This is a genomic window from Rhizobium sp. BK602 (genome assembly GCF_014195095.1).
Classification (GTDB): Bacteria; Pseudomonadota; Alphaproteobacteria; order Rhizobiales; family Rhizobiaceae; genus Rhizobium.
In genome coordinates, this window is the sequence record NZ_JACIBC010000006.1 from 276,819 (window position 1) to 291,663 (window position 14,845).

At 63.1% G+C, this 14,845-nt stretch carries 13 protein-coding genes and 1 other RNA gene; 8 read left to right on the forward strand and 6 right to left on the reverse strand.

Annotation, left to right across the window (positions count from 1 at the left end):
* Position 1: 1 nt before the first annotated feature.
* Together gap and tkt are read right to left on the reverse strand one after the other, a co-directional pair.
* On the reverse strand, positions 2 to 1,012 hold the full coding sequence (gene gap / locus FHX11_RS20485; protein WP_184359987.1) for a type I glyceraldehyde-3-phosphate dehydrogenase: 1,011 nt from the start codon (positions 1,010 to 1,012) through the stop codon (positions 2 to 4).
* 64 nt (positions 1,013 to 1,076) lie between these two features.
* Entirely contained in the window at positions 1,077 to 3,059 is a 1,983-nt protein-coding gene (gene tkt, locus FHX11_RS20490; protein WP_184359988.1) for a transketolase, read from the reverse strand.
* Between the two features lie 403 nt (positions 3,060 to 3,462).
* Between tkt and FHX11_RS20495 the strand changes: the two genes are divergently transcribed.
* The 3 genes from FHX11_RS20495 (at position 3,463) to ssrS (ending at position 4,397) form a co-directional block, all read left to right on the forward strand.
* On the forward strand, positions 3,463 to 3,738 hold the full coding sequence (locus FHX11_RS20495; protein WP_184359990.1) for a DUF4164 domain-containing protein: 276 nt from the start codon (positions 3,463 to 3,465) through the stop codon (positions 3,736 to 3,738).
* Positions 3,739 to 3,787: 49 nt separating this feature from the next.
* On the forward strand, positions 3,788 to 4,165 hold the full coding sequence (locus FHX11_RS20500; protein ID WP_184359992.1) for a cell division protein ZapA: 378 nt from the start codon (positions 3,788 to 3,790) through the stop codon (positions 4,163 to 4,165).
* A gap of 73 nt (positions 4,166 to 4,238) precedes the next feature.
* A non-coding RNA gene (gene ssrS / locus FHX11_RS20505) (6S RNA) lies at positions 4,239 to 4,397 on the forward strand.
* A gap of 71 nt (positions 4,398 to 4,468) precedes the next feature.
* On the opposite strand, the gene FHX11_RS20510 is transcribed toward ssrS, so the two are convergent.
* Positions 4,469 to 6,268: a chloride channel protein gene (locus tag FHX11_RS20510; RefSeq protein ID WP_184359994.1), complete on the reverse strand. Its 1,800-nt coding sequence runs from the start codon at positions 6,266 to 6,268 to the stop codon at positions 4,469 to 4,471.
* 134 nt (positions 6,269 to 6,402) lie between these two features.
* Between FHX11_RS20510 and FHX11_RS20515 the strand changes: the two genes are divergently transcribed.
* Positions 6,403 to 6,828 (forward strand): helix-turn-helix domain-containing protein, encoded by a 426-nt coding sequence (locus FHX11_RS20515; RefSeq protein ID WP_184359996.1) that lies wholly within the window; start codon positions 6,403 to 6,405, stop codon positions 6,826 to 6,828.
* A gap of 39 nt (positions 6,829 to 6,867) precedes the next feature.
* Here FHX11_RS20515 and FHX11_RS20520 read toward each other — a convergent pair whose 3' ends face one another.
* On the reverse strand, positions 6,868 to 7,584 hold the full coding sequence (locus tag FHX11_RS20520; protein ID WP_184359998.1) for an SDR family oxidoreductase: 717 nt from the start codon (positions 7,582 to 7,584) through the stop codon (positions 6,868 to 6,870).
* A gap of 34 nt (positions 7,585 to 7,618) precedes the next feature.
* A complete protein-coding gene (locus FHX11_RS20525) occupies positions 7,619 to 8,437 on the reverse strand; it encodes an SDR family NAD(P)-dependent oxidoreductase (protein ID WP_184360671.1) in 819 nt (272 codons plus the stop codon).
* 102 nt (positions 8,438 to 8,539) lie between these two features.
* On the opposite strand from FHX11_RS20525, the gene FHX11_RS20530 reads away from it, so the two are divergent.
* A complete protein-coding gene (locus FHX11_RS20530) occupies positions 8,540 to 9,400 on the forward strand; it encodes a helix-turn-helix transcriptional regulator (protein WP_184360000.1) in 861 nt (286 codons plus the stop codon).
* A gap of 41 nt (positions 9,401 to 9,441) precedes the next feature.
* On the opposite strand, the gene FHX11_RS20535 is transcribed toward FHX11_RS20530, so the two are convergent.
* Positions 9,442 to 9,765 carry a metalloregulator ArsR/SmtB family transcription factor gene (locus FHX11_RS20535; RefSeq protein ID WP_184360002.1) on the reverse strand — a complete coding sequence of 108 codons (324 nt, stop codon included), beginning with the start codon at positions 9,763 to 9,765 and terminating at the stop codon, positions 9,442 to 9,444.
* A gap of 73 nt (positions 9,766 to 9,838) precedes the next feature.
* Here FHX11_RS20535 and FHX11_RS20540 point away from each other — a divergent pair, with 73 nt between their 5' ends.
* The 3 genes from FHX11_RS20540 to FHX11_RS20550 all read left to right on the forward strand — a co-directional run bounded on the left by FHX11_RS20540 (position 9,839) and on the right by FHX11_RS20550 (position 14,665).
* On the forward strand, positions 9,839 to 10,321 hold the full coding sequence (locus FHX11_RS20540) for an SRPBCC domain-containing protein (protein ID WP_184360004.1): 483 nt from the start codon (positions 9,839 to 9,841) through the stop codon (positions 10,319 to 10,321).
* Positions 10,322 to 10,661: 340 nt separating this feature from the next.
* Positions 10,662 to 13,271: a bifunctional lysylphosphatidylglycerol flippase/synthetase MprF gene (gene mprF, locus FHX11_RS20545; RefSeq protein ID WP_184360006.1), complete on the forward strand. Its 2,610-nt coding sequence runs from the start codon at positions 10,662 to 10,664 to the stop codon at positions 13,269 to 13,271.
* A 35-nt stretch (positions 13,272 to 13,306) separates the two neighbouring features.
* Complete coding sequence (locus tag FHX11_RS20550; protein ID WP_246781103.1) at positions 13,307 to 14,665, forward strand: AcvB/VirJ family lysyl-phosphatidylglycerol hydrolase; 1,359 nt, start codon at positions 13,307 to 13,309, stop codon at positions 14,663 to 14,665.
* Positions 14,666 to 14,845: the final 180 nt, after the last annotated feature.

A 14,845-nucleotide genomic window follows, 5' to 3' on the forward strand; every position in this document is an offset into this window, starting at 1 on the left:
ATCAGATCAGCTTGGCAAACGCGACGGCCGTATCGGCCATGCGGTTGGAGAAGCCCCACTCGTTGTCGTACCAGGTCAGGATGCGCACGAAGGTGCCTTCCATGACCTTGGTCTGGTCGGTCGCGAAGATCGACGAGTGGTTGTCATGGTTGAAGTCGCGCGAAACCAGCGGCTCGTCGGTGTAGCCGAGAACGCCCTTCAGCGGGCCGTTGGCGGCCGCCTTGATGGCTTCGTTGATTTCCTCGACGCTCGTGGCGCGCTTGGCGACGAACTTGAGGTCGACGACGGAAACGTTCGGGGTGGGAACGCGGACCGAAGAACCGTCGAGCTTGCCCTTGAGTTCCGGCAGCACGAGGCCGACGGCCTTGGCGGCGCCCGTCGAGGTCGGGATCATCGAGAGGGCGGCAGCGCGGGCGCGGTACAGATCCTTGTGCATCTGGTCGAGCGACGGCTGGTCGTTGGTGTAGGAGTGGATCGTGGTCATGAAGCCATGATCGACACCGATGAGGTCATTCAGAACCTTGACGACCGGAACCAGGCAGTTCGTCGTGCAGGATGCGTTGGAGATGACCAGGTGGTCGCGGGTCAGCTTGTCATGGTTGACGCCGTAGACGACGGTCAGGTCGGCGCCGTCGGCGGGAGCCGAGACGATAACGCGCTTGGCGCCTGCCGTCAGGTGCAGCGCAGCCTTGTCGCGGGCGGTGAAGATGCCGGTGCATTCCAGCGCGATGTCGACGCCGAGGGCGGCGTGCGGCAGGGTTGCCGGGTCCTTGATGGCGGTAACCTTGATCGGCTTGCCGTTGTTGATGATGATCGAGTCGCCCTCGACCTTCACGTCAGCCGGGAAACGGCCGTGGATGGAGTCGTAGCGCAGCAGATGGGCATTGGTCTCGACCGGGCCGAGGTCGTTGATCGCGACGACTTCGATGTCGGTGCGGCCGGACTCGACGATGGCGCGCAGAACGTTGCGGCCGATGCGGCCGAAGCCGTTGATGGCAACTTTTACAGTCATTCAATTCACTCCCGTTTACTCAGGGCGGTTTATCTAGTGGAATTGAGAGCGCTTGTCAGCGCCCTCAGGAAAGCTTTGCCTCGGCGGCGGCGACGACAGCTTCGGTCGTGATGCCGAAATGCTTGTAGACGTCCTTGTACGGAGCGGAAGCGCCGAAGCCCTTCATGCCGATGAAGGCGCCTTCCGGACCGATAAAGGCATCCCAGCCCTCGCGAACGCCGGCTTCGACGGCGACCTTGACCGGCGAGTTGCCGATGACGTCCTTGCGGTAGGCTTCCGGCTGCTCGAAGAAGAGTTCGGTGCAGGGAACCGAAACGACGCGGGTGGAAATACCCTTGCCTTCGAGCGTCGCGCGGGCGGCGACGGCAAGTTCGACTTCGGAGCCCGAAGCGAAGATCGTCACCTTGGCGTCGGCATTGCCGGCCAGCGTATAGGCGCCGAGTTCGCAGAGGTTCTTCTCGCTATATTCGGTACGAGCGGCCTGCAGGTTCTGGCGGGTGAGCGCGAGACCGGACGGGCGGTTGGTCGTCTTGACGGCGATCTGCCAGCATTCGGCCGTTTCCGTCGCATCCGCCGGGCGGAACAGCAGGAAGTTCGGGATGGCGCGCAGGCTGGCGACCTGCTCGACCGGCTGGTGGGTCGGGCCGTCTTCGCCGACGCCGATGGAATCATGCGTCAGGACGTGGATGGCGCGGATGCCCATCAGGGCGGCGAGGCGCAGCGGCGGACGGCAATAATCCGAGAAGATCAGGAAGCCGCCCGAATAGGGGATGAGACCGCCGTGCAGGGAAATGCCGTTCATCGCGGCGGCCATGCCGTGTTCGCGGATGCCCCAATGCACGTAGCGGCCGGAGAAGTCGGTCGGGGTGATCGACTTCATCTGGCTGGTCTTGGTGTTGTTCGACGGCGTCAGGTCGGCGGAGCCCCCGAGCGTTTCCGGGATGAAGCCGTTGATAATTTCGAGCGCGTCTTCCGAAGCCTTGCGGGTGGCAAGCGTCGGCTTGGTTTCGGCGAGCTTCTTCTTGTAGTCGCTGATGGCGGCGTCGAATCCGGCCGGCAGCTTGTGATCGAAGCGGCGGGTGAACTCGGCCTTCTTGGCAGCGTCGGCCGCGGCAAGGCGACCTTCCCAGGCTTCGCGGACGCCGATCGAGCGTTCGCCAGCGGCACGCCAATCGGCGAGAACGTCGTTCGGAATGACGAAGGGCTCGTAGGGCCAGTTCAGCGCGACGCGGGTTGCTGCGATTTCCTCGGCGCCGAGCGGCGAGCCGTGGACCTTGTGGGTGCCCTGCTTGTTCGGAGCGCCGAAGCCGATGATGGTCTTGCAGGCGATCAGTGTCGGGCGGTCTGACTTGTGGGCAGCCTCGATGGCGGCGGCGATGGCGGCCTGGTCGTGACCGTCGACTTCGATCGTGTTCCAGTGAACGGCCTTGAAGCGCATGATCTGGTCGGTCGAATCCGACAGCGAGACGGCGCCGTCGATGGTGATGGAGTTGTTGTCCCAGAACAGGATGAGCTTGTTGAGCTTGAGGTGGCCGGCGAGCGCGATGGCTTCGTGGCTGATACCTTCCATCAGGCAGCCGTCGCCGCACATGGCATAGGTATAGTGATCCTGAAGCTCAGACCCGAATTCCTCGCGCAGCTTGCGTTCGGCGATCGCCATGCCGACAGCGTTGGCAATGCCCTGGCCGAGCGGGCCGGTGGTGGTTTCGATGCCGGTGGCATGACCATATTCCGGATGGCCTGCGGTCTTGGAGCCGAGCTGGCGGAAGCGCTGCAGCTCCTCGACGGTCATGTCGGGATAGCCGGTCAGATAGAGGACCGAGTAGAGCAACATCGAGCCGTGGCCGGCCGAGAGCACGAAGCGGTCGCGATCCGGCCAAAGCGGGTTCTTCGGATCGAAGCGCAGATACTTGCTAAAGAGAACGGTGGCGACGTCCGCCATGCCCATCGGCAAACCGGGGTGACCGGAATTGGCCTTCTCGACTGCATCCATGGCAAGGAAACGGATCGCATTCGCCATCCGGTCGTGTTGTTCGCGAGAGATCATGGGTTTTTCCGCAATGTTCCGGGTTCGAGGGATGGCCGCACGCTTGGGAAGCCGAGCCATCGGTTGAAAGGCGGCTGAAAACGAGACGTTCCTCCGAACTCCATTTTCAACGTCGCCTCAGGCGGCTGAGACATAGCAGTTGGGGCGCGCAAGTCAACAAATCCACGGGCCAATCCGGACCTCCAGCGGCAATTTTTTAACATTTGCCCGTCGACTTTGACAAAAGACGACAATGGCAAGACAAAGCCGCCGGCAAGCCATAAAGGCGACCTTCATCCACAGATTAGGCCACCTGCCGCATGGCTGCCTTTATTGACGTCCAGTTGCCGAGTTGAATATTGTTGGGAAATCAGACAAGTGGCCGGATATTTTGATTCGGGCCTTGCGCGGAGACTCGGAAGACATGACGTCCTCAGGCAAAACGGTGGATGTGGCGCTCGCACAATTGCGCCAGGCGCTTTCGTCCTTGGAGAGCGCCGTCGATGGACGCTTCGAACGCGAACGTACGCAAAGCGATGTCGAGGGCGAGGTTCGCCGGGTGCATGCCGATCGTTCGCGGCTTGCCCAGGAACTCGACCAGGCCGAGTTCCGTGCGAACCGGCTGGAAGAAGTCAATCGCGAAGTGTCGCGCAGGCTTGTGACGGCGATGGAAACCATAAGAGCCGTGCTCGACCGCTAAGCCCCTCGGGGTGCGGCGTCGCGACCAGCGGCAATGATCGGAAAGTCGAATGGCGCAGGTAACGGTAACGATCGACGGCAAGGCCTATCGGATGGCCTGCGAAGAGGGGCAGGAAGCGCATCTGACGGATCTCGCCACCCGCTTCGACCGCTACGTCATGCATCTGAAGAGCCAGTTCGGCGAGATCGGCGATCTGCGCCTGACCGTGATGTCCGGCATCATGATCATGGACGAGGTCTCGGAATTGACGCGGCGCGTTTCCGGACTGGAGGAGGAGCTCGAGACCCTGCGCGGCAATCGCGATAGCGCCTTGGCGGCCAATGCCCGCAACGAGGAGACGCTGGCGACCGTGATCGACGAAGTCACGACCCGCATTCGCGGCATCACCGAAAAGCTGACGGCCCGTCCGGGCTCCGAGCCGAACTGAGATTTTCCCCGATTTCCCGAACTGCGTCCTGGCCCCCTCTGGTGCAAGGCGAGAATTCTCTTTATATAGGACGTGCGGTCTGCGCTTCCCGACAGGAACCACAATCCCTGGGGCCATACTCGATCCAAAGGGAGCTGTCCCTGACCAGGCCCGTGGGCCTGGACACACGGCGCCCACCTACGTTTGTAGGCACCCAGGATCGTAAACATCCATCGGTCGTCGTGGATCGCTCCTTCCCTCCCTTGCGCGGGAAGACAGCGGCGCGGGATTTTGAAATCTCCCGCTGATGCCGCTCCTCCTCCCTTAACGTTTTGTACCGAGATAGGCACCGCGCTCGCGTTCCGAGCGGTTGGCCGCGCTGCGCAGGCGCAGCAGGTCCTTGCGCGCGATGAGGCCGACAAGGACGCCACTGTGTTCGTCGACGACGGGAACGCGGCCGGTGTCGGCCTGGATCATGATATCGGCGACCCGCCCGACGGTGTCCTGAGGATGGGCAACCGGAAGCGAGCTGTCCGAAATCAGATCGTAGAGCGTCTGTCCGGCAAGGTCGGTCTCCTGCTGCCAGCGCAGCGCGTCGGCGCGCGAGATCATGCCGACCAGGCGGCCGTCGGTTTCTGTCACCGGATAGAAGCGGTGCGCGTCGGAGCGTTCGGTCAGCTCGGCCAGTGCCTGTGCGGCCGGCATGGCGGCGGGCAGGCTATGCACCCTGGAGATCATGATGTCGGCGGCGCGGGTGAGCTCGAAGGGATCGATGCCGTATTCGCGGGTGATGTGCTGGCCGCGGCGGGCGATCTTTTCCGTCAGGATCGACCGTTTCAGCAAGAGCACGGTGACGGCATAGGCAGCGACGGTTGCGGCAAGCAGCGGCACCAGCGCCTGCATGTCGCCGGTCAGTTCGATGGCGAAGAAGGTGCCGGTCAAGGGTGCGCGCATCGTGCCGCCCATCATCGCCGCCATGCCGAGCAGCGCCCAGAAGCCGGGATTGCCGGGCAGGGCGAGACCGACCAGCCAGCCGAGCGCGCCGCCGAGGATGAGCAGCGGCGCAAGCACGCCGCCCGAGGTGCCCGATGACAAGGCCACCAGCCAGATGCCGGCCTTCACCAGCAGAATGGCCAACACCGCGCCGGCGACGATATGGTCGCTCAGGAGATCGGCTATGATGTCATAGCCGACGCCGAGGGCGCGCGGCTCGATCAGGCCGCCGAGGCCGACGATGAGGCCGCCGAGCGCCGGCCACCACATCCAGTGAACAGGCAGTGTGTCGAAGGCGTCCTCGATGCGGTAGAGCAGCGTCGTCAGCAGGCCGGACTGCAGGCCGGCGATGATGCCGACGCCAGCGGCGAGCAGGATGGTCGACGCGCCGAAAGGCATGTCGAAATGAGCCGGGAAGAGGGTGCCGCTGCCGATCAGCAGCGGCCGCCAGGCGATGGAGATGCAGGCGGCGATCGCAACCGGAATGAAGCTGCGTGGCTTCCATTCGAACAGCAGCAGTTCGACCGCCAGCATGACGGCGGCGATGGGGGAGCCGAAGATTGCCGTCATGCCGGCGGTCGCACCCGCGACCAGCAGCGTCTTGCGTTCGGCCGCGCTCAGATGAAAGAACTGCGCGAAGAGGGAGCCGATCGCGCCGCCGGTCATGATGATCGGTCCCTCGGCGCCGAACGGGCCGCCGGTGCCGATCGAGATGGCGGAGGAGAGCGGCTTCAGGGCGGCCACTTTCGGCGACATGCGGCTGCCGCCGATGAGAATGGCCTCGATCGCTTCCGGAATGCCGTGGCCGCGGATTTTTTCCGAGCCGTATCGGGCCATCAGGCCGATGACGATGCCGCCGATGACGGGAGCGGCGACCATCCAGGGAGAGCGTGCGACGGTGGCCATCGACAACGGCTCGGTGCTGATCTTGAACAGCCAGACGGCGTTGGTGACGAGCGCGATGAGATTGATCAGCGCCCAGGCGGCAAAAGCGCCGCCGGTGCCGACGACCAGCGCCATGGCCGCCAGCAGCAGCACGCGCTTGTCCGTCGTGAAATCGCCGTTGTCTTTCCGGGAGACGCCCCCGGAAAAATCATGGGCGGGTCGCAAGGGTGCATTGATGTCCTGCATGGAATGCTTTCTGTGCTAAGGCTCGGCGGCGGGGTGGCCGGATTTATTATGCAGCACATTTATATCGTAACACGATATAAATCAACGATCGAAAACAACGGGCAGGAATGAAAACGGTGGCAGTGGTGGGAACAATGGAAGAGACGCTATCGCAGGCGGATTACGAGGCGCTGGCGACGCTGCGTCATACGCTGCGGAAATTCATGGATTTCAGCACTTCCGCGGCTCATGGGGAGGGATTGCCGCCGCAGCAGCATCAGGCACTGCTGGCGATCAAGGGCAACCGTCAGGGCTCGGCGATGACGATCGGCATGCTGGCGGAGCGGCTGCTGATCGCCCCGCATACGGCGACCGAGCTGGTGGGCCGACTGACTGAATCCGGCTATGTCACCCGCCATCCCGATCCCGTCGACAAGCGCCGGCAGACGCTGCAACTGACGGAGCGATCCGAAGAGGTGCTGCGGCGGCTGAGCGCCATCCATCTGCGCGAAATCCGCGACATGGCGCCAGAGCTTATCGACATCCTCAAGCATTTGCAGGCGGGCGTCCGCGATAGCTGAAGGCGCCATGGCCGCCGCCGGGCGGCAATGGCGATGCGGTTACTGGCCAAGACGGATGCCGCCGTCGCAGATCAGCGTATGGCCGGTGGTAAAGCCGTTGCCGATGAGGAAGGCGATGGCGTCCGCGATCTCCTCTGGACGGCCGATGCGGCTGACGGGCGTGCGGGCTGCGAAGCTGGCGAACGCCGCCGGGCGTTGTTCGTCGCCGAGGAAATCCCACCACGGTGTTTCGACGACGCCGGGGGAAACGCAATTGACCCGGATAGGCTTCAGTTCGACCGCAAGGATCGGCACCAGGGCGGCAATGGCCGCGTTGATGGCGCCCAGCCCCGCAGTTCCCGGCATGGCTGCCTGTGCCGAGACGGCCGAGACGAAAGTGACGCTGCCTTGTCCGGAAAGATAGGGGAGGCAGGCCTGAGCACAGGCGAAATGTGCTATCGCCTTTTGCTCGAATCCCCTCTTGAGGTCGGCAAGGTCGACGGTGGCGAAGGGACCGCCGCCATGGCCGCCGCCGAGCGCCAGGACGAGATGGTCGAGCGGGCCGATGGCCCGGAAGGCTTCGGCGAGGCTGGCGAGTTCGGCGGCATCCATGACGACGGTGGCAATATCGCCGCCGAGGCTTTGCGCCGCCGCTTGCAGTTTCGTTGCGTCGCGGCCGGTGATCGTGACCCGATAGCCTTTTTCCAGAAGATGGGCAGCGGTCGCAAGGCCGATGCCGGAGGAGCCGCCGATGATGGCGACGTGCTGGGACGACATGGTGTGTCTCCTTTTCGAGGTGAGGGGGCAGGCCTCAGGCGAGGCCCGTAAGGGTGAGGCTGAGGATGCGCAGGCGCTCGCGCGCGGTGGCGTCATAGGCCTGGGCATTGGCGCGGGACGGGCGCTGCCCGTCGTAGTAAAGACCGGTTCGCCCTTCGAGGGCGGTGCTTGTGACGAGGTTGAGAATGGCGTCGGAACCCTGGTCGACGGTGTTCAGTGGCGCCACGCCCGCCTGACGAACCATGGTCGTGTCCATGTAGGTCGCCGGGTGCAGACAATTGGCGGTGATGCCGCTGCCGGCGAGCTCCTCGGCGAGATCGAAGGTGAACATGATCTGCGCCAGCTTGCTCTGGCAATAGGCGCGCACGCCGCTATAGCCGCGCGTCAGCATGACATCGGAGAAATCGATGGGCTGCTGGCCGGCCGAGGACACATTGACGATGCGGGCGGGACCGCTCGCCCTCAGCAGCGGCAGCAGGCGGCGGGTGAGCAGAAAGCCGGCGAGATAGTTGACCGCAAAGCGCAGCTCGTGCCCGTCGCGGCTGACCTGGCGTCCGGCACCGCCGCCGCTGGTGCCGATACCGGCATTGTTGATCAGGATATCGAGGCGTTCATGGTCGTGTTCGATGGCGTCGGCGAGGGCACGGACCTCGTCGAGCACGGACAGATCGGCGGGATAGAAGGTGGCTTTTCCGCCCGCGCCGCGAATGCCGGCGAGCAATTCTTCGGCGCGCGTCGTGTTGCGTCCGTGGACCAGCACCGTGGCGCCCCGCGCCGCGAGCCTTTCTGCCACCCGGCGTCCGACACCGTCGGTCGAGCCTGTGATCAGGACCTTCTTGCCGCTCATCTCCATCATCATTGCCTCCATGCCGTCTCGGTTATGCAATCTGGCAGCTTGCGGAGGCGGCAAACAGTTCCGGCTTTATCCTAGTATTGATCCTGCTATGATAGAGGAATGACCATCAATCAGAAACAGACCATCCTCGAAGCCAGACGCCGCGAATTCGGCGCCTTCCTGCGCTCGCGCCGGGAAAAGCTGACGCCGGCAGCCGTCGGGCTTCCCGATGGGTTCCGGCGGCGTACGCCAGGGCTGCGGCGCGAGGAGGTGGCGCTTCTCGCCGGCGTCGGCACCACCTGGTACACATGGCTGGAGCAGGGGCGGGACGTACGCGCCTCGGCGGAGGTACTGACGGCGCTTGCCGAGGCGCTTCGCCTCGATCCGGCCGAACGAAGGCATCTTTTCACCCTCAGCGACCGGCCGGCCGCCGAACCCTCCTCGCGGGGGCCTGAGGATGTGCCGGATGCGCTGCGGCGCATGCTTGCGAGCCTTAGCGGCCAGCCGGCCTATATTCTCGGCCGGCGCTGGGACGTGCTGGCCTGGAATGCGGCCGCCGTGGCGCTTTTCGGCGATTACAGCCTGCTGCAGGGCGATGCACGCAATAGCATCCACCGGGTCTTCGCCGATGCCGCGCACCGCCAGTTGCTGGTCGACTGGGAGATCGTGGCGGCGAATTCACTTGCCATGTTCCGCGCCGACAGCGCACGCTATGCCGGCGATCCGGATTTCGAACGGCTGATCGCCATCCTGACGCAGGCAAGCCCGGAATTTCGCGCCTGGTGGCCGAGGCAGGAGGTGCTACGGCCGCTTACCGGCTACAAGCGCCTGCGCCATCCCGAGGGCGGGCTGATGACCTTCGAATATACCGCGCTTGCCGTGATTGACCGGCCGGACATGAAGCTGGTGGTGTATACGCCGCTGGACGAGGATGGAACGAGCGAGAAGCTCAGGGACTTGCTGCGCCGAACCGGCGGATGATTTCCAATCCAGCAAAAAGGCTCGCTATCATCTTCTGATCCTCAATCCTCCAGATCGCTCCGCAGCCTATCGAGGATCGACAAGGCATGGCCGGCATAGGCGCTGATCCAGCGGTCGTGGATCTGTTTGATCGGCAGGCTGTTCAGATGGTTCCAGCGTTCGCGGCCGTCCTTGCGGGCGATCACCAGCCTGGCGTCTTCCAGCACTTTTAGATGCTGCATCACCGTGCAGCGGTCCATATCGGCAAAGGTTTCACAGAGCATGCCGGTGGTTCTCGGCGCCTCCTTGAGGAGGTCGAGGATTTCACGCCGGCGCCGATGCGCCAGGGCCTTGAAAATCAGGTCGCTGTCCGATTCGCTTGACATGTTATATTTTTATAACATAATCGGACCGATCTCAATAATGAGAAAGCCACATTCGGAAAGCGGAGGAGAAATCATGACATTGAGCATCCGTATTTCGGGCCGGATCGGCCGCAAGGTGGAGGAAGTCTTCGACGCGGTGGTCAATCCGCAGAAGCTTTCGAGCTATTTCACGACGGTCGGCGGCGCCAGTGCGCCGCTGGTGGCTGGCACCACCGTCATCTGGTGGGAGAAGGCGCCGGTGGAGGTCAAGGCGGTCGATCCCAATCGCCGCATCCTGTTTCACTGGGATGGCGGCACCGGCGAGGACGGCAGCCGCTACAGGACCGAGGTGGAGATGACCTTCGAGGCGCTCGACGACGGCGGTACCCTGGTGATGATCGCGGAAAGGGGCTGGCGCGAGGATGAGGCGGGCCGCCACGGCACCTACCTCAATTGCGAGGGCTGGACGCAGATGTTGTGCTGCATGAAGGCCTTCGTCGAATATGGCATCAATCTGCGGGACGGCTTCTTCCTGAGCGAGATGCGGGGTGTTCCGGCGGAGGCGCCCGATCGCTGAGGCAGCCGGCCGCGCCCGACGGATCGGAACCATCAAACGGACCCGGCGCCGGAAGACGGCGCCGGGTCCGTTCTTATTTGCGTCATGGCCTCTTGCCTCTTCACTTTTCTGTGTGGATAAGCCGAAATTCCGGGCGAATGACGAATTCCCTTTAATAATAAACCGATTCATTGCTATCCGAACGAGCCCTGCGCCAAAATTGCCTAAATTGAGCAACATGGGAGCGCTCCGGAAAAGAGCCCGTCGGAAGAAGAGCAGGCAGTAACACAGAATGTAAGATTAGTGTTATTGCATATATGAGCAAACGGGACCGGCGAAAGCCAATTCAAACAGGTAGAGCATGTCGACCCCAATCGATCTGGAAAAAGCCGATGAGGAACTGCAGGAGCGTGGCGGCATCAGCGGATTCCTGAACCGCAATCGCACGCTGATCGTCGCCGTCCTCACCGTTGCCGTCTTCGGCATCGCCGCCTATGCAATCTTCGATCTGACGAACGAGGTCCGTTATGACGATGTCGTGCATGCGCTGGCGGCGACGAAGCTTTCTTCCATCCTGCTTGCCCTGTTCTTCACCGGGCTGAGCTTTCTTTCGCTGGTCTTCTACGACCAGAACGCACTCGATTATATCGGCAAGCGGCTGCCGTTTCCGCATGTGGCGCTGACCTCCTTCAGCGCCTATGCGGTCGGCAACACCGCCGGTTTCGGCGCGCTCAGCGCTGGCGCGATCCGCTATCGCGCCTATACCAGGCTCGGATTGTCGCCTGATGATATCACCCGTGTCATCGCCTTCGTGACGCTGGCCTTCGGTCTCGGCCTCGCCGCCGTCGGCGCTCTCGCGCTGCTCGTCATCGCCGACGAGATCGGCCCGCTGATCAATGTCGACGGCCTCTGGCTGCGGCTGATCGCCGGCGCGATCCTCGCGGCGCTCGCCTTCGTGATCATCGTCGGGCGCAATGGCCGCGAGGTGCGCATCGGCCCGATCGCCGTCCGCCTGCCGGATTCGCGCACATGGTCGCGGCAGTTCCTGGTGACGGCGGTCGATATCGCCGCGTCCGCCTCGGTGCTCTACGTCCTGCTGCCGGACACGGCCATCGGCTGGCCGGGCTTCTTCGCCATCTACGCCATCGCCGTCGGCCTTGGCGTACTCAGCCATGTTCCGGCCGGCTTCGGCGTGTTCGAGACGATCATCATCGCCTGGCTCGGCAGTTCGGTGAATGCCGATGCCGTCCTCGGTTCGCTGGTTCTCTATCGCGTCATCTATAACGTCATTCCGCTGGCGATCGCGATCCTGGCCATCTCCGTGGCGGAACTGCGCCGCTTCGTCGATCATCCCGCCGCCTCGAGCATGCGGCGCATCGGCGGCCGGCTGATGCCGCAATTGCTGTCGACCTTCGCGCTGCTGCTCGGCATGATGCTGGTGTTTTCGAGCGTGACACCGACGCCGGATCAGAATCTCGAATTTCTGCGTGACTATCTGGCATTGCCGATCGTCGAAGGCGCGCATTTCCTCTCCAGCCTGCTCGGCCTTGCGATGATCGTCGCCGCCCGCGGCCTCGGCCAGCGTCTCGACGGCGCCTGGTGGGTATCGGTCGTCTCCGCCGCTCTTGCGCTGCTCTTCTCGCTGCTGAAGGCCATCGCCCTTGTCGAGGCGTCGCTGCTCGCCTTCCTCGTCTTCGGTCTCGTCGTCAGCCGCCGGCTGTTCACGCGTCCGGCATCGCTGCTCAACCAGGCCCTGACGGGAGGCTGGCTGACGGCAATCGCGGTCATCTGCATCGGTGCCGTCGTCATTCTGTTCTTCGTCTATCGCGACGTCGAATACAGCAACCAGCTCTGGTGGGAGTTCGAATTCACCGGCGAGGCGCCGCGCGGGCTTCGCGCCGTGCTCGGCATATCCATCGTCTCGTCGGCGATCGCGATCTTCAGCCTGCTGCGGCCGGCGACGCCGCGGCTGGAGCCGGTGTCCGACGACGCCGTCGAGCGTGCCGTCGAGATCGTCCGCAACCAGGGCGTCGCCGACGCCAATCTGGTGCGCATGGGCGACAAGAGCGTCATGTTCTCCGAGAAGGGCGATGCCTTCATCATGTACAGCAAGCAGGGCCGTTCCTGGATCGCGTTGTTCGATCCGATCGGTCCCAGGCATGCGCTGCCCGATCTTGTCTGGCGCTTCGTCGAGACGGCGCGCGCGGCGGGCTGCCGTTCGGTCTTCTATCAGATATCGCCGGCGCTGCTGTCCTATTGCGCCGATGCCGGCTTGCGCGCCTTCAAGCTCGGTGAGCTGGCGGTGGTCAACCTCGCCAATTTCGAGCTGAAGGGCGGCAAATGGGCCAATCTTCGCCAGACGGCAAGCCGCGCGGTGCGCGACGGACTAGAATTTGCCGTTATCGAGCCACAAGATGTGGCCGAAATCATGGATCAGCTTGCGGAGGTTTCCGAATCCTGGCTGGCTGATCACAACGCCAAGGAAAAGGGCTTCTCGCTGGGGGCTTTCGATCCGGACTATGTTGCGTCGCAACCGGTTGGCGTGCTGAAAAAGGATGGTAAGATCGTCGCTTTCGCTAATATCCTGATGACGGAGACCAGGGAGGAGGGCTCCGTCGACCTGATGCGTTTTTCGCCCGAGGCTCCGAAGGGGTCGATGGATTTTCTGTTTGTGAAGATCCTCGAATATCTGAAGGAAGAGGGTTTCCAGCGCTTCAATCTCGGCATGGCGCCTCTGTCGGGCATGTCGAGGCGGGAATCGGCTCCGGTGTGGGACCGGGTCGGGGGGACCGTCTTCGAACATGGCGAGCGCTTCTATAATTTCAAAGGGCTTCGTGCCTTCAAATCCAAGTTCCATCCCGAATGGCAGCCACGCTATCTGGCGGTTTCGGGAGGTGTCAGTCCAATGATCGCGTTGATGGATGCCACATTCCTCATCGGAGGCGGACTTAAGGGGGTCGTGAGGAAATGATCTTGAAATACGCAACGTCGTTGGCTTTCGCATGCATGCTGACCACGGGCCTTTTGGTCTCGGGTGCGGCAAGGGCGGAAGAGGACGACACCAAATACGATCTCGGCATGATTTCGCCGCCGCATATCCTGCGTCCGCAAGGCAAGGTGACGAGCGAGGTCGTGCTGATTTCCGATGCGAGCGGCTGGGGTGACAAGGAAAAGGGCGTCGCCGAGAAGCTCGTCGCCGATGGTAGCCTGGTCATCGGCATCGATTATCCGTCCTTCCTGGCTTCGCTCAACAAGTATGACGTCAGCCAGAACGACGGCTGCATCTATATGGTCTCGGACCTGGAATCGCTGAGCCAGCAGGTGCAGCGCTCCTTTGCCGACAGCAGCTATCAGCTGCCGATCATCGCCGGCGTCGGTGCCGGTGGCGCCATGGCGCTGACGATCGCCGCGCAGACCCCGGACGCAACGGTCGCCGGCACGCTGGCCGTCGATCCGTCCGCCGGCATCGCCCTGAAGCAGGAGCTCTGCACGCCGGCCGAAAAGAAGACCGATGGCGACATGGTCTCCTTCGGCCTGCAGGAAGGCGCCTTGCCGAACCCGATCGTCGCGACCTTTACCGCGAATGCCCCCAAGGACGGCCGCGACCATGTCGAGGAGATCCAGAAGGATCATCCCGACGTTCAGGTCACGGACGCCGAGGAAGACGACGCCTATGCCGCGCTCAGCACCGGCCTCACGGACCTGATGAAGGCGATCGACGCGGAGAAGTCGCCGCTCGGCCTGCCGGTCGATGTCATGAACACGAAGCCGACCGAGGACACGCTGGCGATCGTCTATTCCGGCGACGGCGGCTGGCGCGATATCGACAAGGAAGTCGGCAGCTATCTGCAGGATCAGGGGATTCCGGTCGTCGGCGTCGATTCGCTGCATTATTTCTGGTCCGAGCGCGATCCGCAGCAGACGGCCGACGATCTCGGCCGGATGATCGAATATTACACCAAGCGCTTCAAGGTGAAGCATGTGGTGCTGATCGGCTATTCCTTCGGCGCCGATGTGCTGCCGGCGAGCTACAATCGCCTGAAGCAGGCCGACAAGGACAAGATCGTGCAGCTCTCGCTGCTGTCGCTGTCGCGCAAGGTCGATTACGTGATTTCGGTCATGGGCTGGCTCGGCGCGACGAGTGCCGGCAAGGGCGGCGATCCCACCAACGACCTGAAGTCGATCAATCCGAAGATGGTGCAATGCATCTACGGCAAGGACGACGACGAGGATGTGGCCTGCCCGGTGCTGAACGGCTCGGGTGCCGAGGTCATCGCCATGGATGGCGGCCATCATTTCGACGATGATTACCAGGCGCTCGCCAATCACATCATCAACGGCCTGAAGAGCAGGCTCGGCGAATAATAGCTGTGCGCGGCGGCTTTCTTCCCGCCGCGCCTCCCATCCGACCATCCAGCCCATGTGGAACGCGGCATCCCTGCCGTCTTCAGCATTCATTTGCTTCTTGGCGCCGCTAATCGATAGTCGGAGTGAAGACATCGCGAGCCGATCCTGGCCCGCTCGACCGATCCCGCCAAACCGAAA